Genomic DNA, 21,012 nt, shown 5'->3' on the forward strand with positions numbered 1-21,012 from the left:
TCTTGTTGTGTCGGTGTTTCTGCATGCTCTTGAGTAGCGATGTCTTTCATTTGTCAGTTTTGAGGCTGTCATTTGTCATCGCGCTACGAGGATGACTCTGCAAGCCGTGTGCCATTTCGCCGCCTGAGAAATTTTTCCAATTATTTCAATGAAATATGTACAGGTAGAGGGCGCTGTTTTCCGTTGAGAATGCGCGCATGCGTCTCCGGAGTTGCACATGTGAGACCGTGGAGCCGCTGATGTGCGGAGTTCAGTGCCTGACAAATGTCAGAAGATGACGCCAATCGCGGCATTTGTTCATCGATAGCATCACGGAAGGTGACATCTGGCTCGCGAATGTGGGGTGGTGATGACCAATTGTCATGCTTGCCGCATTACGGTGCGCTTGAGTCATCGCGGTGCATTACCTCTGAGCGAGGCTGTCAGGAAAGGGCTTGGCACGAGAGGGCTGAGCGGTGCGTGGGCTGATAGGGACGGGGGCAGGGAGAAGAGAGAGCTGGGCGGAGAGAGCCGACAGGGACATGAACGGGGCCGGTGATTGCCGGGCGATGACGACAGTCAGCAAGCCCGGTGGCATCATGCGGCTTTGCCCTGTTGGAGCCTTGCATGTCACCTCATGATTCTGACGATTCCGCTTCTCCCACGCCGGCCACGTCTGCCGTCTCCTCCACGCCTTTCGCGAAACATGCTGGCGTGCGCCTGCCTGCCGCCCCCGGCGCACCCACTGACGCGCGAATACCCCGCGCCTTCCTGATCGCCATCCTGCTGGTAATGGCAGTGCTTGCCTGGTGGGAGCTGCCCCAGCAGTGGGCACGCGATGTCATCGATGCCACCCTGGGGCAGGCCTTCAGTGCCTTCGCCATCGCCAAGGGCCTGAACGCGACCATCTCGGTGCTGCAGTCCTCGACCATCGACCTGCAGGTATTTCAGGTCTCGCCCGGGGAGGCGCTGGACCCCGCCAATGACATGATCGAGCGCTTCTCGTGGGTGATGTTCGCGGCCACCGGCTCATTGGCGCTGCAGAAATTGCTGCTGGGCATCTCCGGTTCCGTGATCATCAAGAGCATGACTACCGTGGCCTGCCTGCTGGCGGTGTTCGGCCTGCTGGCCGAGGGCAGGCGGGCAGACAGCGAAGCCGGGCGCGTCCCTCCCTGGTGGCAGCAGGCACTCGTGCGCCTGGCGCTATGGGGCATCGCGCTGCGCTTTGCCGTGCTCAGTGTCGCGCTGGCCAGTGGTGCGGCAGGTCAGGCCTTTCTCGATGACAGCCGAGATGCGCAGATGGCGCAGCTGAGCGTGACGCAGCAGCAGCTGGCGGAAGTGGCGGACAAGCAGGTGGGAGGCGAGCACGAAGAGCGCAGCTGGTGGCAGCAGTTCAAGGGCAGCATGGAAGGCTGGGTCGGTGGGCCGATCACCAGTGTCACCGAGGGCTTTGATGCCATGACCGACAAGGTGATCGACCTCACCATGCTGTTCATCACCCAGACGGTGCTGTTCCCGCTGGGCTTTCTGTGGGTCACCATGCGCTTGCTGCGTGGGTTGGGTCGCATGCATTGATTCGCGACCCCGGCGCGTGCTTATAGCCGCGCGCCGCCACGACGGTGCTTCACGCGTGTCATCAGCGACTTGCAGTCGACGGAGAGTATCTCGTCACGATTGAAGATATGTTCGCGCACGAAGCTGTCGAAGGCTTCGTAGCTGTCGGTGAGGGTGTGGATGTGCAGGCTTTTCAGGTCGCTCATGATGTAGAGGCTGACCACCTCGACACAGGCGGAAAGCTCCTCGGCGATGCGCTCGATGGCGCTGGGCGCGACGGTCAGGTCCACGAAGGTGGAGATGCCCTTGCCGAGCTTGTCCGGGTTGATGACGGCGGTGAACTGCTCGATCACGCCACTCTCGACCAATGCCTGGACCCGTGAGCGGGCATGGGCACGCGAGATGCCCAGCTTGCGGGCGATGTCGGCATAGGACATGCGGCCGTCCTTGATCAGCAGGTTGAGCAGTTCGCTGTCGGTGCGGTTGAGGTTCATGGGCCAGGGTCTCGACGGTCTTTGTGGTGGTGGTGCGCATGGCTTATCAAACCTGTGCGATCCGCACTTGTATAGTCCGACGTCAGCCTCTGGTGAGGATATCCCGGCTCTGGAAACGACTACGGGACGCCTTGGCGTCCCGTAGTGGTCTATCTCATTCGATCACATCGCGTCGCGAACGCGTTGAGCGTCACTGATAGACGATCTCGCCCTTCGGGGCGTACGCCGAGACATCGATCGGGCTCTGCTCGGCAAGGTAGGCCTTGAGCACATCGGCATCGACGAAGCCGGTATCCAGGTAGCCCGGCAGGTCAGTGACCTTCGGATAGCCATCCCCGCCGGCGGCATTGAAGCTCGGGACGGTAAAGCGATATTGCGCGCTTCTGTCCAGGGGCTGGCCCTGGATCATCACGTCAGAGACGCTGCCCTCGGCCCGGTCGACCTGCATGCTGATACCGGCAAACTGGGCATAGGCGCCGGAGTCCACCGGCTGGGTCGCCACGGCATTGAGGTAGTCGAGCACCTCGCTGCCCGACATGCTGACGACCCCCACGGTGTTGCCGAAGGGCAGTACGGTCAGCACATCCTTGTAGGTGATCTCTCCTTCAGGCAATGAGGCGCGCACGCCACCTGAGTTCATCACGCCGAAGTCTGCCTTGCCGGCCTGCATGGCGGCGGTGGCGATCAGGCGGCCCAGATTGGTCTGGGCAAAGCGCACCACGTCGCGATCCCCCTCCAGCTTGCCGTTGCTCTGCGCGACGGTGACATTGAGCTGCGCCTGGCCCTTCTCCTGATAGGGGCGCAGGAACTCGAGCAGCTCACTGTCCTCGGCGATTTCCTCCTTGACCAGCACCTTGTGACGCTCGCCGTTCACTTCGACGGTCTTCTTGAGGTTCACCGGGATCAGCTGATAGTTGAGCATGGTCAGTTCGCCATTGCGGAACTCGTAATCGGCACGCCCCACGTATTTGCCCCACTCGTGTGCCTGCACGATGTAGGTGCCGTTCTGGCGGTCCGGCTGGCAATCATCGCCGGGCGCAAAGTCCGCCATCCGGTTGACGCCCTCCATGCACACCGGCTCCTGGGAGTGCCCTCCGACGATCATGTCCAGCGCACCGGTGGGCAGGTAGCGCGCAAGCGCGACGTCGCCCGGCGCGTTGATGCCATGCTCGGCATTCTGATAATGCCCCATGTGGGTGACGGCGAAGATCAGGTCCGGCTGCTCATGCTCGTTCAGTTGCTCGATGACCTTGCGTGCCTCTTCCTTGGGATCGCGAAACTCGAGATTGCTGAAGTACTCGGGATTGCCGATGCGCACGGTGTCTTCGGTGGTCAGGCCGATCACCGCGATATGGACGCCGTTTTCATCGAAGATCCTGTAGGGCGCGAACAGACGCTCGCCGGTGGCCTTGTCGTAGATGTTGGCGGCCAGCATCGGGAAATCGGCCCAGTCGCGCTGCTTGAGCAGCACGTCCAGCGGGTTGTCGAATTCATGATTGCCCACCGCCATGGCGTCATAGCCGATGCGGTTCATGCCCTTGAAGTCGGGTTCGGCCTGCTGCAGGTCGGACTCCGGCACGCCGGTATTGATGTCTCCGCCGGACAGCAGCAGCACGCTGCCACCCTCGGATTCCACTTCGGCGCGGATACGGTCGACCAGCGTCTTGCGTGCCGACATGCCGTATTCGCCATCGCTGCTGCGCCAGAAGCGACCGTGATGATCATTGGTGTGCAGCACCGTCAGGTGATAGGACGTGTCTGCCTGCCATTCATGGTCCTGATGGGTGGCGCAGGCGCTGAGCGTGCTCAGCAATGCAGCCCCCAGCAGGGTCTTCAGCGCCAGGCGCGAGCGGGGGGATGCGCGCAAGCCCGGCGCGTTTGATGAGGTGAGTCGAGTATTCAGCATGAGCGATACGTTCCTTGTGTCTGGCTCCGAGGCGCTATGGCGCCTTCCAGCCTGAAAGTGCTGATTGTCAGGGTGCCGATTGCATGACTGTTGATGAGAAAGCGCTTATGTGTAGTGGGTGAAGGGTAACCGATGGCAAGGCACACCGCTGTACGAGTCTGTCTTGCCATTGTGGAGATTGGATGACCTGCTCAGGAAGTGCGAGCTGTACGCCGTTTGCGTGCGTCAGCGAATGGCGTGAAGAAGTGTGGCTGACCTGTAGAAGCGCGACTGGCCTCAAGAGGTGACCGACATGAAAAAACCGGCCAATGATGCGCCGGTTTTTTCATGTCTCATTGCGGCGCCTGCGGCTCAGGCGTGTTCCTGATCTGCGCTGATGCTGTCGGTGGACTCACGCTCACTCGCTTTGGGATTGAACACCTCGGCATCTTCCATCTTCGGCAGCAGCAACTCGGCGAGGATGGCAGTCAGGCCGCCCATGGTGATCGGCGAGCGCAAGGCATCGGCGAAGGCCCCCGGAATCGCGTTCAGCACATCCGGTACCATGCCGACGCCCAGACCAAGCCCCAGGGCCAGCGCGATGATCATCATCTCGCGACGCCCGATGGGCTGCGCCATCAGGATGCGGATGCCGGAGACGGCGATCAGCGCGAACATCAGCGTGGTGGTGGCACCGAGCACCGGGCGCGGCATCTGCGTGAGCAGGGTGGCGATGAAGGGCGACAGGCCCAGCAACAGCAGGAAGCCCGCCACGTAGCGGCCCACATGGCGGCTGGCGATACCGGTCAGCTGGATCACGCCGGTGTTCTGGCTGAAGGTGGTGTTGGGGAAGGTGCCGGCCAGCGCACCGAGTGCGGAATTCAGGCCATCCCCGAGCACACCGCCGCGCAGACGCTTCTGATGCGTGTCGTCATCCACGGCAAGCCCCGAGGCGCGTGCGCTGCCGGTGAGATCGCCGACGGTCTCGATGGCGGTGATAATGAAGATGAAGGCCACTGGCAGGAAGGCGGCCAGCGAGAAGTCGAAGCCGGTATTCAGCGTCGCCGGATGCGGCAGAGCGATCAGTGCGGCATCCGCCAGTTGTGGCGCATCGTACATGCCGCCCAGCGCCGCGATGATGCAGCCGACGGCCATGCCGATGAAGATGGAGGCGATTCTCAGCCACGGGTGACGCGAGACCTGACAGGCCAGTACCGTGATCAGCACGCAGCCGGCCAGCGCCAGATTGGCGGGGGCGCCGAAGTCCGCGGCACCGAAGCCGCCACCGATATCCGTCATGCCGACCTCGATCAGACTCAACCCGATCAGCATCACCACTACGCCCGTCACCACCGGTGTGATGACGCGCTTGAGCCATGGCAGCACCGTGCCCAATGCCATCTCGATCAGGCTGCCGGCCAGACAGGTGCCGAACAGTACCGCCAGCACCTGTTCGTCACTGGCATTCTGGCTGCGCGCGATCAGGCCGGCGGTGATCAAGGCTGATACGAAGCTGAAGCTGGTGCCCTGGATGCTCAACAGCCCCGAACCGAATGGCCCCAGGCGCTGGGATTGAATCCAGGTGGCGATCCCGGAGACCACCAGCGCCATCGACAGCAGACTGGCGGTGTAGGCCCCGAGCGATAGCGCACTGGTGATGATCAATGTCGGTGCAATGATGCCCGCCAGACTGGCCAGCAGATGCTGGGCCCCGGCGAGCGCCGAGATGGGAACGGAGGGGCAGCTCTCGAGGCCGAGCAGTGGCTCGTCGATCCCCTTGTGCTGGGAGGAAGCTTGGGTCATGGGACGCTCCTTGTCGGCTCGCGGCAAATGCGGGAGGAATGGGGCTGATGATCGAGGATGACGATGCGTGATCACGCCATGCGATTCGCGGGCGGGCAATTATAAGCAAGAAGTGAACCAATATCAGGTGTCTTTTGCTGTCACGACGTCTTGTCGCCGAGGCACTCGATGACTGGCCGGATAACGCAGGACCCCGCCGAGCGTGACTCGGCGGGGTCCTGGAATTGACGTCCCTGTGGCCCGGGCAAGCGGGTGCAGGGTCAAGCGGCTGGCGTCAGACTGTCAGCAGACGCTGGATCTTGAGGCCGATCTCGCCTTCCGCGAAGGCCCCCAGGAAGCCCTGGAAGTGCTCGGATGCCACGTGGGCTTCCAGCGCTTCTTCATCCCACCATTCCTCCAGTACCACGAAGTCGCCTTCCGGGACCGGCTCGCCTTCCTCGACCTGCTTGTCTACCGCGAAGAGTTCATATTGCAGACAGCCCTTGTCGGACTGACTCTTCTCGACCAGGTCGGCGAGAATGTCACGGGCCTTTTCCTGCTGGTCGGCGGGGAAGGTCAGAGTCGCGATAAGCTTGAGAGACATGGCATGAATCCTTTCGTGAACGAAAATGATGACGCGTGAAGCCGATGCCCCACGTGACCGGCAGACGATGGGACATGAGCAGAAACGGTGTCATGTCCGATGGGCGGATGCAATGCGGCAGGCACGGAGCCCCGTGGGGGAATGCGCTGCCCGCCGCTCGATGTCCCCTGCGCTTACAGGCGAGTGAAGAGTTCGTCTGCCGGCAGTCGGGACTTGGGCAGTTCCGCATTGAAGTCGTCAGCGGCGCGATAGCCAAGGCTCACGGCGACCAGGGCGTTGAAGCCTTTCTCGCGCAGCCCGAATTCGGCGTCCAGCGCTACCGGGTCGATACCTTCCAGCGGCACGGTGTCGATGTTCAGGCTGGAGGCGGCATACAGCAGGCTGCCGTAATTGAGGTAAACCTGCTTGTCCATCCAGTGCTGCATGTCCTTGAGATCATGACGATGCAGGTCGATGAACAGACGACGCGCGCCGTCCATCATGGCGCTGAACTCGTCATCCTTCTTGAAGCGACCATCAGAGGCTTCGGTATCCAGCAGATGGTTCAGGTAGTCGTCGTCCAGGGTAGTGCGGGTGCAGAACAGCACGACGTGAGACGCATTGGTGATCTTCGGCGAGTTGAAGGCGTACTTGTCATCCGTACCGGCGCGTGCGAAGCGCTGCTTGGCATCGTCAGACTCCAGCACCAGGAAGTGCCACGGTTGGGAATTGACGCTGGAAGCGCTCAGGCGCATCACGTTTTCCAGTTCCTGCCAGTCGGCGGCGCTGATCTTGCGCGCCGGATCGAAGGCCTTGGTGGAATAACGACGTTGCATGATGGCAGTGGGAGTCATGATGACGGACCTCGTAATGCGTCGACACCTCTGAGGGTGCCCAGGACGTTGAAAGAAGATGGCGCCATCATAACGAGTGGACTCAGCGTTGAGTATCCATGTCTCACGCACCTTTATGATGAAAAAATGGCACCAATTCTATAAATTGGCACCATTTGTCAGCATGTTGTCACCCCTGTGATGCCCTCAGGGCATTAATGCTTCAGCATGTGGGCGTGTCTTCGCAGCGGGGTGATCACTCAGCAGCATGCCGTGCCGTTTGCGGCAGCGGCCCGCCACATGCACCTCGCGAATCGCGCGGTCATCCCCGAGCATCATCAGGGCGAACAGCACCTCCCCCAGCGGTACCTGCTGTGGCTGTCCCCAGCGGGTACGCCGCGCCAGCAAGTGAGTCGCCGTGGGGTCGAGCACGATCACGTCCGCCTCCATCCCCGGACGCAGGTTGCCGACCTTGTCCTCCAGCCGCATGGCGCGCGCATTGCCCAGCGTCAATTGATAGAAGCCCTGCCAGGGCGTCAGTGGCTGGTTGGCACGTGACGCAAGCCCCGCCACATCATGGGCGACCGCACCGTGCAACTGACCGACCTGATAGGCTGCCTTGAGGCTCTCCAGCTGACACAGGCTGGAGCCACCGCCGACATCGGTGGCGATGCTGATGTTGATCCCCTGATGGCGGGCGCTGGCGCGATCGAACAGCCCGCTGCCGAGGAACAGGTTGGAGGTCGGACAGAAGGCGATGCTGGCGCCACGATCCGCGATGCGCTGGCGCATGCCATCGTCCAGGTGGATGCCGTGGGCGAAGGTGGTGCGCTCGTGACTCAGGCCGACATCCTCATAGACCGCCAGATAATCCCGAGCCTCGGGGAACAGTTCCGCCACCCACTTCACTTCATCGAGGTTCTCGGCCAGATGGGTCTGCAGGTGCAGGTCCGGCTGGCACTTGAGCAGTTGACCGGCGGCCTTGAGCTGCTCGGGGGTGGAGGTCGGGGCGAAGCGCGGGGTCAGCACATAGCCGAGGCGATCACGCCCGTGCCAGTCCGCGATCAGCCGCTCATCGTCCTTGAGCGCGGTGACGCCTGAATCGAGCAGTGCCGGCGGCGCATTGCGATCCATCATCACGCGACCGGCATGCACACGCATGTCGCGGCTCCGCGCGGCCCGGAACAGGGCATCGGCACTGCTGGCATGCGAGGTGGCAAACACCTGGGCACTGGTGGAGCCATGACGCAGCAGCTCATCAAGGAAGATCTCGGCGACCTCGGCGGCGTGCGCGGGGTCGGCAAAGCGCTGCTCGGCGGGGAAGGTGTAGGTATTCAGCCAGTCGATCAGGCAGTGACCATAGCTTGCGATGATATCCAGCTGCGGGAAGTGCACGTGGGTATCGATGAAGCCTGGCATCATCAGACCGGTGACGCTGTGCGGCGGGCTCAGGCGCATCAGTTCACTCACGGCATCATGCCGGGCAAGCGTGTGGTGATCCCCCACGGCGACCACATGGCCGGCGTGCATCACCAGCAGGGCATCCGCGTAGTACTCGATGGCGGGGTCCCGCTCGCCTGACGCAAGCGTTCCTTGCGGGTCGTCCAGAGGCACATCCAGGAAGTGCAGCAGGGCGCCACGCAACAGGCTGACGCTTTCTGGCGCCTTTGCGGCCGAGCGCAGCGCCGCCGTCAGTCGGCGGTCATCCAGGTGGCAGGCCACAGATAGCGGGGTGTCTTGGTCAGTCATCATTCGGCCTTCCGTGTCGGTTCTGTCTGGTGCATCGCGTCAGGGGCAAGGCGGGCGCGCAGCTGGCGGGCACCCTTGCGCGTCAGGCCATTGCCGTCCAATGATGGGGGGTGTGACGAGATTGGGGAGTTCGCGTCGTCGGTCTGCTGGGCGGCTCGGCTGGCCTGCAACTGAAGCAGTTCGGCCACCACCGCGATCGCGATCTCCTCGGGGCGTTTGCCCGGAATCCCCGGCACACCGATCGGGCAGCGAATGCGGGCGACCTCGTGCTCGTCGAGATCGCCGCGCAGGCGCTGGCGAAAGCGCGCCCACTTGCTGCTGGAGCCGATCAGCCCCAACGAGGCCAGGTCATCACGCGGTGCAAGAGCCGCCACCAGCGCCTGGTCCTCGACATGATCATGGGTCAATACCAGCACATGACTGCCCGCCCTCACTGGCAGCGAATCGGAGGCCGGCGCCGCTTTCGAGAGCGGCAGGTCCGTCAGGATATTGAATGTCTGGCGCTGCACACGGCCCTCACTGCCCGCAGGAATCGTGGCGGACTCGAGCTGCTCGGCGCGTGAATCCCGCCAGTCGATCTGCCAGTCCAGCGGCGCCAGCAGGTGAACGATGGCCTGACCGACATGGCCGGCGCCGAACAGGGTCAGCCGTGGCGCAAGCGCCGGATACAGCTCGATCAATACCTGCACGTGGCCACCACAGCATTGTTGAGCATGCTGGCCCAGCGCGATCTCCTCGAGATGACAGCCCGATTGTCCCTGCGCCAGCATCGCTCGAGCGCGCTCCACCACCAGCTGCTCCAGCCGACCGCCGCCGAGGCTGTCGTGCAGCGTATCCGGGGTGATCAGCATCTTGCTGCCGGCACCTCGCGGGGCGGAGCCCGCCACCGTCACCACGGTGGCCAGGGCATGGGCCGTCAACGCTGCCTGTGCCTCGGCGAGCGCCTGATACCAGCGGCTGGTCGCGGCACTCTTGATTGCCCTCTTGATTGCACTCATGACGGCACCTGCGTTGGCTCTGCGCCGGCAGTGGCGTGCTGCTCCTGCCAGTCACGCTGCTCGCGCGCCGCCAGCATCACGCGCTCCGGCGTGGCAGGGGTATCCAGGCGCACTGCGCGGCGGTAGTCGGTCAACGAGGCCAGCGCATCGCGCAGCGCCGCCCACACGCTGATGGCGAGCATGAAGGGGGGCTCACCCACCGCCTTGGAGCGATAGATGCTGGCGGCCGAGTTGGGATGTCCTTCCAGCAGGCGTACCGTGATCGCGCCGTCGGGCACGTCGCTGATGGTGGGTATCTTGTAGGTGGCCGGGCCATCGGTCAGCAGGCGACCCTCCTCGTTCCACTTGAGTTCCTCCGTCGTCAGCCAGCCCATGCCCTGCACGAAGCCGCCTTCTATCTGACCGATGTCGATGGCCGGATTGAGCGAATCTCCCACGTCGTGCAGGATCTCGGCGCTTTCCAGTCGGTATTCGCCGCTCAAGGTATCGACGACCACTTCACACAGCGCCGCGCCGAAGGCGTAGTAGTAGAAGGGGTGTCCGGTGCCGCTTTCGCGGTCGTAGTGGATGTCCGGGGTGGCATAGAAGCCCTTCTCGGAGAGCGAGATGCGTTCCAGATACGCCGCCTGGATCAGCTCCCCCCATGTCATCAGTACGCCGCTCGGGCCATGCAGTTCGCCATCGTTGAGGCTCAGGCTGGCGCGTGGCTGGGCGAGATGTTCGGCGGCGAAGTCGAGCAGGCGCGCCTTGAGGCGCAGGCAGGCATCACGTGTGGCCATGCCGTTGAGGTCCGCTCCCGAACTTGCCGCGGTCGGTGAGGTGTTGGGTACCTTGTCGGTGCGCGTGGCGGTGATGCGCACCCTGTCCACGCTCAGGCCCAGCTCACGGGCCGCGACCTGAGTGATCTTGGTGTGCAGGCCCTGGCCCATCTCGGTGCCGCCATGATTCACCTGCACGCTGCCATCGGTATAGACATGCACCAGGGCGCCGGCCTGATTGAGGTGCTTGGCGGTAAAGGAGATGCCGAACTTCACCGGCGTCAGCGCCAGCCCCTTCTTCACCACCGGATTGGCGGCATTGAAGGCGCGAATCTCGGCACGACGCGCCCAGTAGTCGCCCTGCGCCTCGAGCTGGTCGATCAGCGTGGTGAGCAGTGGGTACTGATTGACGTGCTGGCCATAATGCGTGGTCTCACGGCCCTCGCAGTAGAGGTTGCGCTTGCGGATCTCCAGCGGGTCGCGCCCCAGACGCCTTGCGATATCCTCCATGGCCGCCTCGATGGCGAGCATGCCCTGCGGACCACCGAAGCCGCGGAAGGCGGTGTTGGACGCCACGTTGGTGCGGGCACGGATACCGCGTACATGGGCATTGCCGAGGTAATAGGCGTTGTCGGCATGGAACATGGCCCGATCGACGATGGCATCCGACAGATCCGGCGAGTGGCCGCAGTCGCCGGTCAGCTCGATGATGGCGGTGTCGATGCGCCCGCTGTCATCGACACCGAACTGGTAGCGGTGATGGAAGGGATGGCGCTTGCCGGTCAGGCGCATGTCGTCATTGCGGGGCAGTCGCAGTCTGGCGGCCCGCCCCGTACGGCGCGCCACCAGGGCTGCCAGACATGCCACCGGCGCGGCCTGGGTTTCCTTGCCGCCGAAGCCGCCTCCCATGCGACGGGTTTCCACCGTGATGGCATGGAAGGGCACGCCCAGCACCTCGGCGATCAGCTTCTGGACTTCACTGGGGTGCTGGGACGAGCTGTGCACCAGCATCTCGTCGTCTTCACCCGGCAAGGCCAGCGCTGCCTGGCTCTCCAGATAGAAGTGTTCCTGTCCACCACTCTCAAGCTCGCCGTCCAATTGCCAGGCGGATCTGGCAAGTCGTTCGCTGACGCTTTCGCGTGTCGCTGCCCGGCCGTTGGCCAGACGTGCCTGGGTATGGGTCGGGCGCACCAGATCACCGCGACTGGCGGCCTGGCAGGGATCAAGCGTCAGTGGCAAGGGGGTCACCGCCACCTTGGCCAGTCGCGCCGCCTGACGCGCCGCCCGCTCGCTCTCGGCGGCAACCACGAACAGCGCCTGACCATGATGACTGATGCGATCACTGACCAGCAGCGGATCGCCGGGGAAGACCGGGCCGACATCGCGGTGGCCGGGGATGTCTGAAGCGCTGAGCACACAGACGACGCCGGGGGCGGCCCGCACCGCATCAAGAGCCAGGGAATCCAGAGTGGCATGCGCGACCTCGCTCATGCCGATGGCCAGGTGCAGCGTGCCTGCGGGCAGTGGCAGGTCGTCCACGTAGCGTGCCGTGCCACTGACGTGACGCTCGGCGCTCTCATGCTGATGTGACGGCGAAGCGTTCGTGGCCGGAGTGGCACTGGGGTCGGACTCAAGACTGTGCAAGGTACGCATCGAGGCTCTCCAGTGGCATGAGGGGGGCAGTCGCGTGACGTTCATTGTGGATTCGCTGCGCCACTCGGGGGACCAGATGGCTGGCAGCCAGCAGACGATACTCGCGGGAGCCACGCACGTCCGAGAGAGGCGAGAAATCGGCCTGGATGGCCTGCTCGATCCTGTGGCGAGTGAGGGTGTCGAGCTGGGCGGGCGTGAGTGATTCCAGCGTTTCACGGCTCAGGAGTGCCTCGAGATGCGGTGCACGTGCCGGAATGCCGGCCATGCCGCCGAAGGCGACTCGCCAGTGCTGAGCATGGCCACTGGCATCGCGCCGCCAGGCGAAGACCCCCAGCAGCGTGGAGATGTCATCATCCCGCCGTTTGGAAAGCTTGTGGACCGCCAGCCGCTGATTGTGCACCGGCCGCGGCAGGAAGAGGGAATGGATGATCTCGTCCGGCATCAATTGGGTGCGCTTGTAGTCGAGGAAGAAGTCCTCAAGCTTGAGGATGCGCTCCCCATCGACACTCATCAGCTGGAGATAGGCCTCCAGCGCGATCAACAGCGGCGGCATGTCCCCGATGGGTGAGGCGTTGCCGATGTTGCCGCCCAGCGTGCCGCGATTGCGGATCTGTTCACTGCCCAGGCGAGTGAGCAGATCCGCGCCCTCGGGATAATGTTCACGCAGCAGTGGCATCAGCTGGCGGTAGGTCACCGCAGCGCCGATCCACCAGCCTGCCTGGCCGGCGTGTTCCCCTTCCTCGATGGTGCCAAGGGCCGCGACACGCGTGGTATCGATCAGTGCCGGGAAGTCACGCAGGCGTTGCGTGTATTCGAGCATCAGATCCGTGCCCCCCGCGATCAAGGGCGCCTGGGGATGTGCGGCGCGCAGCGCCAGCAGCTCTTCGAGACGGGTGGGGCGATGGAAGGTGTTTGAGCCTTTCAGTTCGCTATCTCGCTCGCGACGGGACGCTGAATTCGCCTCGCCAGTGGCGGGCTGACAAGCTGCCGGCCCGGATGACAGCAGGGTGGCCGGCCCGAATTCTCCCTGCAGCAGGCGATGGGCAGCCTCGCGTATCGGTCGATAGCCTGTGCAGCGGCACAGATTGCCGCCCAGCGCATGGTCGATCATCTGATCGCGCCGCGCGGCATCGAGACTCTCGCCCTCTGCGCTGCGCAGCTGATGATCGGCGTGCAGCACCGCCAGGCTCATGGCGATGCCCGGGGTACAGAAGCCACATTGGCTGGCGTGGGTCGTCACCAGCGCTTGCTGCACCGGGGAGAGCGAGGAGGTGGCGGTCTCGTTCGCCAGTCCCTCGATGGTGATCAACTCGCAATCCTGCAGCTGGTGGGCGGGCATCAGGCAGGCATTGACCGTCGTCATGGGCTGGCCCGGCACCTGCAAGGCAATCGTGCAGGCGCCGCAGTCACCGGATGCGCAGCCTTCCTTGGTGCCGGTATGCCCCAGAGAGGTGCGAAGGGCTTCAAGCGTTGTCGTTCCCGGTGCAGGCGCGGGCAGCTGACGCGCGTGTCCGTTCAAGGTGAAATCGATCATGCAGGCATCCCGTCAGGTCGTCTTGTCATTGTGGTGCCTTCAGGCGTATGGCACAGCCGAATCTGGGCATTGCGGGCCCGATTGGCGTCTTCGAGTGTCAATGTAACAGCTCATGTTGTATTTCTAGCAAGAATCTGACCAAATGGTCAGTCCATGGTGTGGTATTTTTGCGTGGGTGGCGCAACTGCGCGTCAGGAGAGCGACGCATCGAGCGTATCGCGCCTGCCCGGGGTGAGCATTCTGACCACAGCATCGTGACGTGAGGCCGAAATCGAAGGTCATGTTCCGGTGCTGTGGTCAAGATGCTCGAACGATAACGTCTATTTGATGAGTGATGCTGATGCCTGCAGATTCTCCTTCTTCCCTGTATGCCGAAGTTCGTCGTTCCCGAAGTGCGGAATTCAGTCCGACACCGACCAGCTCTCCCCGTGAGCAGGCGGAAAGTCGAATCATGGAAGCTGCCGAGTGTGTCTTTGCCTGTCACGGCTATCGTGGCAGCACACTCAAGCAGATCGCGGACGTGGCCGAGTTGCCCAAGGCCAATCTGCTGTATTACTTCGGTTCCAAGGAAAAGCTCTATGTGCATCTGCTGGAGCAGACGCTGACGCGCTGGAATGCGTCACTTGAGGACATCACGGCCGATGATGACCCGCGCGAGGTGCTGGAGGCGCTGGTGCGCGTCAAGCTCAAGCTGGCACGCCAGGCCCCACAGGCATCGCGCCTGTTCGCGGCGGAGGTGATCAGCGGCGCGCCGTTTCTGCGTGACTATCTCAGCGGAGAGTTGCGTCAGTGGGTCCAGGCGCGCTGCGAGGTGATGAAGGCGTGGATGGCAGCTGGCAAGCTGCGCGAGGCGGAGCCGATGTGGGTCATCTATCTGATCTGGTCCACCACGCAGCACTACGCGGACTTCGCCGCCCAGATCGACCAGCTGGGCGGTGCGCCGCGCACGGATGAGGACTGGGAACAGCTGGCGGACTTCGTGGCCAGCACGCTGTGTGATGGTCTCTGTCCGCGCTGAGCCATCGGTTCGGCCAGATGGGTCATGGCAGACACGACAACGCCCGCTCCGGTGTTCCCGGCGCGGGCGTTGTCGTGTCTGCTGGTGCGTGTCATCGGAATGTCGTCGAGATGAGGGAAGGGGGAGCCGGAACAGGAGGCTCAGCTGGCCAGCTCAAGTGCACTCGCGGCCTTGCTCGTCAGGTGGGCGCCGTTGCGTTGCTCCGGCTCACAATGCTGATGCATCTGCCAGCCATCGCGGGCGTCCTGCGCCAGATAGATCAGTGCGGCATCGGCAGTGAGCCAGAGTCTGGCAAGATCACGTTGATGTCGGGTGCGGTTGGCAATCGGCAGGGCATCCGCACACACGATGACCACCGGCGCCTTGAGCAGCCAGCGTGGCGCATGGCTTGGCCAGCTGTGGTGCACGGCGTCCAGCCAGGGCGCCTTGGGGCTGGCGGGGGAGGTCTGCCAGCGCCAGCCACGGCCGACTTCCAGGATGCCGCGTGAGGTCCACAGGAGGCTGCGACGTGGCAGCTGGGCTTCCAGGCTTGCCAGCAGCGCGTTGTCACTGTCGGCCAGTGACTGGATGGCGCCCCGCTCGAGCGCCAGGCGCTCGCCGGCATGCAGTCCGGCGTTGATGTCGAAAGTCACGCGCATCACGGGTTCGGCGTTCACTGCGCAGTTTTCCAGCGGGATGTGCATGCCGCATTCCATGCCGATGGTATAGACACTCATGCCAGCATGCCCCGACGGACCATGCTGTGACGCAACAGGGTCTGATGGCGATGCTCGGCTTCCCAATCCGCATGCACCTTGTGGTTGATGTTCGGGTCAAAGACGGCCTGTTGCTGGGCGACGCGTGATGCGTCGATATCACCGACCGCACGGGTGTCGCTCACCTGCGAGGACATCAGCAGGGGCGGAGCTTCGTAGCCCATTGCCATCACGCCCAGCAGTTGTGAGGCGCAAGCGGGGGTATCAGCGGCTTTCTCTGCGCCCACTGTCAGAGGAGTGAAGGTCTGTGCGGCAAGCTTGTGAGTCATGGCCCGACAGGTATCGAGCAGAGTGGTCATCGTAGAGGTGGCCATGAGACAACTCCTTGCGCCACGCGAGCGCTTGATCGGTAAATTTGCCATCTTGGTGTTCGGTGGGTGTCCTGTCGGGTGGCGCATTGCCTGTGCCCGCTGGGTGCCCACTTCATGTTTAGCGATCTGCATGCCGCTCCAGGGAGAATTACGCCAAAACAACCACTTGGTGAACACGTGCTGAGGCCGTGCCTGTCATCGCCCGCCCTGCAGCTCATGTGATGGGCCGAATTCCCGGGTCAACCGCCACCCGAGAGGGCAATTGATGCACTGTCACCTTGCCGCTGGCCCGACGCTTGCACTGTGATGAGGCACAATGACGTCTGGGGCATCCTTGAGCCCCGGGCGCGACGCCAGTCCCCCGTTGCCATATCAGACCCTGAGTGGCGGCCCACGGGGTGCCATGACACCAGAGAGACCCTTCGCCATGACTCAAGCCACGCGTGATGACTCCAGTGCTTCAGCCACTGACTCCGAGATGCCTTCTCGCGCTGCGGCAGCGTCGCTGGCAGGCCAGAGCCTGCATCAGCGCCTGACTCACCACCTTGAGCGATTGACCCCCAACGAGCAGCGTATCGCGCGTTTTCTGCTCGCGCATCAGGATGAGCTGGCGCTCTACAATGCCGCCGAGCTCTCACGGCTGACGCATGTCTCCAAGGCTACCGTCAGTCGCCTGTTTCGCCGCCTCGGCTATCAGGACTTCCGGGAGGCACGTGATCAGGCGCGCAGCCTGCGTCATGCGGGCGTGCCTGTCGTCTCGAGCACGCCCACGCCAGACCACCATCAGCGCCACTATGAGCAGGAGTGTCGCAACCTGCGTCAGGCACTGGCGGCGCTGGACATGCTCGACATGGAAGCGCTGGGCCGCACCCTGGCCAATGCCGAACGCTTGCAGATCATCGGCTTTCGCAACGCCTATCCGCTGGCACTGCATCTGCGCCAGCAACTGCTGCAATTGAGAGGGCAGGTGGCGGTCCTGCCCCAGCCGGGCCAGTCACTCGGAGAGGAGGTCGCGCGGCTGAGCGCCACTGACGCCGTGGTGATATTCGCCATGCGCCGGCGCCCGCAGGGGCTGGCACGCCTGCTGGGGTGGCTGGGCCAGGCTCCCTGCACGGTACTGCTGGTTTGCGATGACAGCCTGAGCGAGATTCCTGCCGGTATCGAGCATGTGCTGCGCTGCCCGCTGGACAGTGTCAGCGCTTTCGACAGCTATGCCGCCGCCATGAGCCAGATCAACCTGCTGGCCACACGCCTGCTGCATGACGACCTCGTCGCTGGTCGCAGCCAGATTCGCCGGGTGACGGACACCTTCGAGTCACTCGAGGAGCTGGGAGACGGCTAGCAGTGTCATTGCGGTTGCCTGCGCTGCCGCCCATCCCATCACGATGCTTCACGCCCTGCGGGTTGCGCGCACCCGCAGGGCGCATGAACTGCCTGATTGCACCAACAGCGACCCTTTTCATGTCGATGACGCCCGGACACTGTGCGTTCGAAGAAGCGTCATCGAGGGCGTGCAACGCAACTTCTCTCCCTCGCACTGCCTTCCCGCTCGTGTTCAAGCCCGGCCTCTAGCCCGCCCCAGGCTCTCTTGAGGCCCGTCATCTGGCCTGTCTTCACGCCTGCACTTCATCACCTGAACCATTGTCAGACGAGCGCCTCGTGCACGTTCGGGCCCTGCTGGCGTGGCGTTGGCACACTCGTTGCAAAGATGGATAAGGGAATCACTTGTTTCATTGGTCAGGATTTGAGTTTCACGTTGCCCGCCAATGCGACGAGGAGTCAGCGGACAGGACTCGTCCGATAGGGCCCATCAGACAGGGCTTGTTGAAGAGGGATTGCCAGACAAGCCCTCGCGAAACACCACTGCGATAACCACCAACAACAATGAAACGCCCCAGGGCGCCGAGCGCATGATGAGTCGTTCTCCTCAGCGCTCGGAATTGACTGACACCGGAGTCGACCGATGAGCAAGCGTCACGAGAGCAAGGCCTTCAAGCACGCATCACGCACAGGCAACACGCAACGTCTTGGCAACTGGTTGCGCAAGGGAATTCTGCTGGCCGTCTGGGGCACGCTGGCCGCCACGGCCCTGACGGCCCGTGCGGATGCGCTGAGCGATATCACCGACAGCGGAGTGCTGAAGGTGGCGGTGCCCCAGGACTTCCCGCCGTTCGGCTCAGTCGGGCCGGACCTTGAACCACGCGGCTACGATATCGACATGGCGCGTTATCTGGCGGATGAGATGAACGTGAAGCTGGAGCTGGTGCCGGTCACTTCGGCCAATCGCATCCCCTATCTGCAGACCCGCAAGGTCGATCTGGTGATCTCGAGTCTGGGCAAGAATCCGGAGCGTGAGAAGGCGATCGATTTCTCCGATGCCTATGCACCGTTCTTCCTCGGCGTGTTCGGTGAGAAGGGCAGTGAGGTGGACTCCGCCCAGGGGCTGAGCGAGAAGACCATCGGCGTGACACGTGGCTCGGTGGAAGACATGGAGCTCAGCAAGGTGGTGCCGGAATCGACCACCGTGAAGCGCTTCGAAGACAACAACACGACCTTGTCGGCCTTCCTGTCGGGGCAGGTCGAGATGATCGCCACCGGCAACCTGGTCACCGCCGCCATCGCCGAACGCAATCCCTCTCGCGTACCGGTCAGTGTACTGCCGCTCAAGAACTCTCCCTGCTATGTGGGCATGCGGCATGACACGCCGGCGCTCAAGGCGCGCGTGAACGAGCTGATCGCCCAGGGGATCGAGGACGGCACGCTCAACGCGCTCTCCGAGACCTGGTTCAAGGCGCCGCTGCCGTCACTGGATGCCTGAATCGAGCTGTCGCACGCCTGACTCCCTTTTCCCGTGAGGCTTGATCGATGAACTATCTCCCGGATTTCTCGCGCCTGCTGCCGTATCTGCCCGACCTGCTGGCCGGGCTGATGACGACGGTCTGGTTGACCATTCTCACCACCACGCTGGGGATACTCGGTGCGGTGATGTGTGTCTGGCAGCGCCATCGTGCGCCGACCAGCGTCTTCAGCCGGCTGCTGGGCATGCTGGTGGAGCTGCTGCGCAACACGCCCTTCATCGTCCAGCTGTTCTTCATCTTCTTCGGCCTGCCGGCGCTGGGGCTGTCACTCAGCGCCGAGATGGCCGCGGTGATCGCGATGACACTCAACCTGGCGGCCTACAGCAGCGAGATTCTGCGTGCCGGTGTCGATGCCACCGGTCGCGGCCAGTGGGAGGCCGGGCGTGCGCTGGGTCTCACGCCTTGGCAGCGCTATCGCCATGTGGTGCTGATGCCGGCGCTGGAACGCATGTATCCGGCGCTGACCAGCCAGTGCGTGATCGTGATGCTGGGTTCCGCCGTGGTCTCCCAGATCAGCGTGGCGGACCTGACCTTCGCGGCCAACTTCATCCAGTCACGTACCTTCCTGAGTTTCGAGAGCTACGTGGTGACGGCAGGCATGTACCTGCTGCTGGCCATCGCGATGCGCGCCTTGCTCAACCGCATCGGGCGTCGTCTGTTCGGCTTTCGCCACCTGACGCCAGCCCCGCGCCGCCGTCTGTCTTCCCATGTGCTGAGAGAGGCCCACTCATGATCGACTTCACGCTGTGGGACATCCTGCGCAACCTGCTGCTGGCGGCGCGCTGGACGCTGGCGCTGTCTCTGATCGCCTTCATCGGCGGTAGCCTGGTGGGGCTGGCGCTGACCTTTCTGCGCCTGACCCGCTGGCCGGGGGCGGCGCTCTTCTGTCGCCTCTACACGGAGCTGTTTCAGGGCACGCCGCTGTTGATGCAGCTGTTCCTGGCCTTCTTCGGCGTGGCGGTCTTCGGGCTGGATGTCTCGGCCTGGACGGCGGCGGCGGTCGCGCTGACGCTGTTCAGCAGTGCCTTCCTGCACGACATCTGGCGTGGCTGTGTCGAGGCGGTGCCCAAGGGGCAGTGGGAAGGGGCGCGAGTGCTGGGGCTCGGTTATCTGAAGACCATGCGTCACATCATCCTGCCGCAGGCGCTGCGCATGGCCATCGCACCGACCGTCGGCTTCTCGGTGCAGATCATCAAGGGCACCGCGCTTGCCTCGGTGATCGGCTTCGTCGAACTGACCAAGGCCGGCACCATGCTCAACAACGCCACCCTGGAACCCTTCACCGTCTTTGCGCTGGTCGCGTTGCTGTATTTCGCCATGTGCTATCCGCTCTCGCGGCTGGCTCGCCACCTGGAGGCACGTCTCAATGTCACTGCTCGCTGAAGTTTCCCCGCTGGACACCGTCTCATCCGATTCCTCGGTCACCGAGAGTGTTGCCGTCTCCGAGAAGGCAAAGGCGCCGCTGGTCAGCCTGTCGGCGCTCACCAAGTCCTTCGGCGATCTGACGGTGCTCAAGGGCATCGATCTTGAAGTGCGCCCGGGCGAGGTGGTCTCGATCATCGGTCGCAGCGGCTCCGGCAAGAGCACCTTGCTGCGCTGTATCAACCAGCTGGAACAGCACGACGGCGGTAGCATCCACGTCGCCGGCAATCTGCTGGACGGTAGCGAGATGGACGCCGCCGCTCTGGCGCAGGATGTCGGCATGGTGTTCCAGAGCTTCAATCTGTTCCCCCACAAGCGCGTCGGCGAGAACGTGATGCTGGCGCCGATGCTGGTCAAGGGCGTTGCACGGGATGTCGCGGAGCGCGAGGCCCGCGAGATGCTGGCCAAGGTCGGGCTGGGGGAGAAATTCGATGCCTGGCCGAGCCAGCTCTCCGGTGGCCAGCAGCAGCGGGTGGCGATCGCGCGCGCCCTGGCGATGCATCCCAAGGTGTTGCTGTGTGACGAGATCACCTCGGCGCTGGACCCGGAGCTGGTCGGCGATGTGCTCAAGGTGCTGGAGCAGCTCAAGCGTGAGGGCATGACGTTGATTCTGGTGACCCATGAGATGAATTTCGCCCGCGATGTGGGTGACCGCGTGATCTTCATGCACCAGGGGCGCGTGCATGAATCAGGCGACCCCGCGACGCTGTTTGCCAACCCGGCCACGGAAGAGCTGCGCCAGTTTCTTGGCGCGGTGCTCTGATCACACCGCACCGCGCCGCACCGCACCGCGCCACGCCACGCCACGAAGGCGAACCCCCTGATGAGTCGAAAGGAGTCGGTCCC

18 protein-coding genes are annotated in these 21,012 nt (G+C 63.5%); 7 read left to right on the top strand and 11 right to left on the bottom strand.

Features of this window, described 5'->3' with window-relative positions:
- Positions 1 to 606: 606 nt before the first annotated feature.
- Positions 607 to 1,554 carry a hypothetical protein gene (locus QD228_RS13000; protein WP_279875787.1) on the top strand — a complete coding sequence of 316 codons (948 nt, stop codon included), beginning with the start codon at positions 607 to 609 and terminating at the stop codon, positions 1,552 to 1,554.
- A gap of 20 nt (positions 1,555 to 1,574) precedes the next feature.
- Here the strand turns inward: QD228_RS13000 and QD228_RS13005 are convergent, their stop codons facing one another.
- The 9 genes from QD228_RS13005 to QD228_RS13045 form a co-directional block, all read right to left on the bottom strand.
- The gene (locus QD228_RS13005; RefSeq protein WP_077376692.1) at positions 1,575 to 2,027 is read right to left on the bottom strand and encodes an Lrp/AsnC family transcriptional regulator; all 453 of its coding nucleotides are present in this window, start codon (positions 2,025 to 2,027) and stop codon (positions 1,575 to 1,577) included.
- A 190-nt stretch (positions 2,028 to 2,217) separates the two neighbouring features.
- Complete coding sequence (ushA, locus tag QD228_RS13010; protein ID WP_279875788.1) at positions 2,218 to 3,933, bottom strand: bifunctional UDP-sugar hydrolase/5'-nucleotidase UshA; 1,716 nt, start codon at positions 3,931 to 3,933, stop codon at positions 2,218 to 2,220.
- A 351-nt stretch (positions 3,934 to 4,284) separates the two neighbouring features.
- Positions 4,285 to 5,715 (bottom strand): solute carrier family 23 protein, encoded by a 1,431-nt coding sequence (locus tag QD228_RS13015; protein ID WP_279875789.1) that lies wholly within the window; start codon positions 5,713 to 5,715, stop codon positions 4,285 to 4,287.
- A gap of 274 nt (positions 5,716 to 5,989) precedes the next feature.
- Entirely contained in the window at positions 5,990 to 6,298 is a 309-nt protein-coding gene (locus QD228_RS13020) for a putative quinol monooxygenase (protein ID WP_084208749.1), read from the bottom strand.
- A gap of 173 nt (positions 6,299 to 6,471) precedes the next feature.
- Positions 6,472 to 7,131: an oxygen-insensitive NAD(P)H nitroreductase gene (nfsB, locus tag QD228_RS13025; RefSeq protein WP_077376681.1), complete on the bottom strand. Its 660-nt coding sequence runs from the start codon at positions 7,129 to 7,131 to the stop codon at positions 6,472 to 6,474.
- Between the two features lie 186 nt (positions 7,132 to 7,317).
- On the bottom strand, positions 7,318 to 8,862 hold the full coding sequence (gene guaD / locus QD228_RS13030; RefSeq protein ID WP_279875790.1) for a guanine deaminase: 1,545 nt from the start codon (positions 8,860 to 8,862) through the stop codon (positions 7,318 to 7,320).
- On the bottom strand, positions 8,859 to 9,857 hold the full coding sequence (gene xdhC, locus QD228_RS13035; protein WP_279875791.1) for a xanthine dehydrogenase accessory protein XdhC: 999 nt from the start codon (positions 9,855 to 9,857) through the stop codon (positions 8,859 to 8,861). The genes guaD and xdhC overlap by 4 nt, the downstream gene beginning before the upstream one ends.
- Positions 9,854 to 12,268, bottom strand: a complete 2,415-nt coding sequence (xdhB, locus tag QD228_RS13040) for a xanthine dehydrogenase molybdopterin binding subunit (RefSeq protein WP_279875792.1) — start codon at positions 12,266 to 12,268, stop codon at positions 9,854 to 9,856. Before xdhB ends, xdhC begins: the two co-directional genes overlap by 4 nt.
- A complete protein-coding gene (locus QD228_RS13045) occupies positions 12,246 to 13,802 on the bottom strand; it encodes an FAD binding domain-containing protein (protein WP_279875793.1) in 1,557 nt (518 codons plus the stop codon). Before QD228_RS13045 ends, xdhB begins: the two co-directional genes overlap by 23 nt.
- A gap of 340 nt (positions 13,803 to 14,142) precedes the next feature.
- Between QD228_RS13045 and QD228_RS13050 the strand changes: the two genes are divergently transcribed.
- The gene (locus QD228_RS13050; RefSeq protein ID WP_084209727.1) at positions 14,143 to 14,820 is read left to right on the top strand and encodes a TetR family transcriptional regulator C-terminal domain-containing protein; all 678 of its coding nucleotides are present in this window, start codon (positions 14,143 to 14,145) and stop codon (positions 14,818 to 14,820) included.
- Between the two features lie 140 nt (positions 14,821 to 14,960).
- Here QD228_RS13050 and QD228_RS13055 read toward each other — a convergent pair whose 3' ends face one another.
- Together QD228_RS13055 and QD228_RS13060 are read right to left on the bottom strand one after the other, a co-directional pair.
- Entirely contained in the window at positions 14,961 to 15,536 is a 576-nt protein-coding gene (locus QD228_RS13055; protein WP_103751431.1) for a hypothetical protein, read from the bottom strand.
- On the bottom strand, positions 15,533 to 15,889 hold the full coding sequence (locus QD228_RS13060; RefSeq protein WP_077376667.1) for a hypothetical protein: 357 nt from the start codon (positions 15,887 to 15,889) through the stop codon (positions 15,533 to 15,535). The genes QD228_RS13055 and QD228_RS13060 overlap by 4 nt, the downstream gene beginning before the upstream one ends.
- 424 nt (positions 15,890 to 16,313) lie before the next feature.
- On the opposite strand from QD228_RS13060, the gene QD228_RS13065 reads away from it, so the two are divergent.
- The 5 genes from QD228_RS13065 (at position 16,314) to QD228_RS13085 (ending at position 20,929) form a co-directional block, all read left to right on the top strand.
- On the top strand, positions 16,314 to 17,228 hold the full coding sequence (locus tag QD228_RS13065; protein ID WP_205700440.1) for a MurR/RpiR family transcriptional regulator: 915 nt from the start codon (positions 16,314 to 16,316) through the stop codon (positions 17,226 to 17,228).
- 621 nt (positions 17,229 to 17,849) lie between these two features.
- The gene (locus tag QD228_RS13070; protein WP_176493257.1) at positions 17,850 to 18,704 is read left to right on the top strand and encodes a transporter substrate-binding domain-containing protein; all 855 of its coding nucleotides are present in this window, start codon (positions 17,850 to 17,852) and stop codon (positions 18,702 to 18,704) included.
- A 47-nt stretch (positions 18,705 to 18,751) separates the two neighbouring features.
- Positions 18,752 to 19,477: an amino acid ABC transporter permease gene (locus tag QD228_RS13075; protein ID WP_136937857.1), complete on the top strand. Its 726-nt coding sequence runs from the start codon at positions 18,752 to 18,754 to the stop codon at positions 19,475 to 19,477.
- Entirely contained in the window at positions 19,474 to 20,127 is a 654-nt protein-coding gene (locus QD228_RS13080) for an amino acid ABC transporter permease (RefSeq protein WP_077376658.1), read from the top strand. Before QD228_RS13075 ends, QD228_RS13080 begins: the two co-directional genes overlap by 4 nt.
- Positions 20,111 to 20,929, top strand: a complete 819-nt coding sequence (locus tag QD228_RS13085) for an amino acid ABC transporter ATP-binding protein (RefSeq protein WP_279875794.1) — start codon at positions 20,111 to 20,113, stop codon at positions 20,927 to 20,929. Before QD228_RS13080 ends, QD228_RS13085 begins: the two co-directional genes overlap by 17 nt.
- The last annotated feature ends 83 nt before the right edge of the window (positions 20,930 to 21,012 follow it).

Origin of the sequence: Cobetia sp. 3AK (assembly GCF_029846335.1) — a bacterium.
Taxonomy (GTDB): domain Bacteria; phylum Pseudomonadota; class Gammaproteobacteria; order Pseudomonadales; family Halomonadaceae; genus Cobetia; species Cobetia marina.

What these genes read in the sequence shown, in the direction of transcription:
- QD228_RS13000 (WP_279875787.1), top strand. Translation starts at nt 607, where the DNA reads ATGTCACCTCATGATTCTGACGATTCCGCTTCTCCCACGCCGGCCACG.
- QD228_RS13005 (WP_077376692.1), bottom strand. Translation starts at nt 2,027, where the DNA reads ATGAACCTCAACCGCACCGACAGCGAACTGCTCAACCTGCTGATCAAG.
- ushA (WP_279875788.1), bottom strand. Translation starts at nt 3,933, where the DNA reads ATGCTGAATACTCGACTCACCTCATCAAACGCGCCGGGCTTGCGCGCA.
- QD228_RS13015 (WP_279875789.1), bottom strand. Translation starts at nt 5,715, where the DNA reads ATGACCCAAGCTTCCTCCCAGCACAAGGGGATCGACGAGCCACTGCTC.
- QD228_RS13020 (WP_084208749.1), bottom strand. Translation starts at nt 6,298, where the DNA reads ATGTCTCTCAAGCTTATCGCGACTCTGACCTTCCCCGCCGACCAGCAG.
- nfsB (WP_077376681.1), bottom strand. Translation starts at nt 7,131, where the DNA reads ATGACTCCCACTGCCATCATGCAACGTCGTTATTCCACCAAGGCCTTC.
- guaD (WP_279875790.1), bottom strand. Translation starts at nt 8,862, where the DNA reads ATGATGACTGACCAAGACACCCCGCTATCTGTGGCCTGCCACCTGGAT.
- xdhC (WP_279875791.1), bottom strand. Translation starts at nt 9,857, where the DNA reads ATGAGTGCAATCAAGAGGGCAATCAAGAGTGCCGCGACCAGCCGCTGG.
- xdhB (WP_279875792.1), bottom strand. Translation starts at nt 12,268, where the DNA reads ATGCGTACCTTGCACAGTCTTGAGTCCGACCCCAGTGCCACTCCGGCC.
- QD228_RS13045 (WP_279875793.1), bottom strand. Translation starts at nt 13,802, where the DNA reads ATGATCGATTTCACCTTGAACGGACACGCGCGTCAGCTGCCCGCGCCT.
- QD228_RS13050 (WP_084209727.1), top strand. Translation starts at nt 14,143, where the DNA reads ATGCCTGCAGATTCTCCTTCTTCCCTGTATGCCGAAGTTCGTCGTTCC.
- QD228_RS13055 (WP_103751431.1), bottom strand. Translation starts at nt 15,536, where the DNA reads ATGAGTGTCTATACCATCGGCATGGAATGCGGCATGCACATCCCGCTG.
- QD228_RS13060 (WP_077376667.1), bottom strand. Translation starts at nt 15,889, where the DNA reads ATGGCCACCTCTACGATGACCACTCTGCTCGATACCTGTCGGGCCATG.
- QD228_RS13065 (WP_205700440.1), top strand. Translation starts at nt 16,314, where the DNA reads ATGACTCAAGCCACGCGTGATGACTCCAGTGCTTCAGCCACTGACTCC.
- QD228_RS13070 (WP_176493257.1), top strand. Translation starts at nt 17,850, where the DNA reads ATGAGCAAGCGTCACGAGAGCAAGGCCTTCAAGCACGCATCACGCACA.
- QD228_RS13075 (WP_136937857.1), top strand. Translation starts at nt 18,752, where the DNA reads ATGAACTATCTCCCGGATTTCTCGCGCCTGCTGCCGTATCTGCCCGAC.
- QD228_RS13080 (WP_077376658.1), top strand. Translation starts at nt 19,474, where the DNA reads ATGATCGACTTCACGCTGTGGGACATCCTGCGCAACCTGCTGCTGGCG.
- QD228_RS13085 (WP_279875794.1), top strand. Translation starts at nt 20,111, where the DNA reads ATGTCACTGCTCGCTGAAGTTTCCCCGCTGGACACCGTCTCATCCGAT.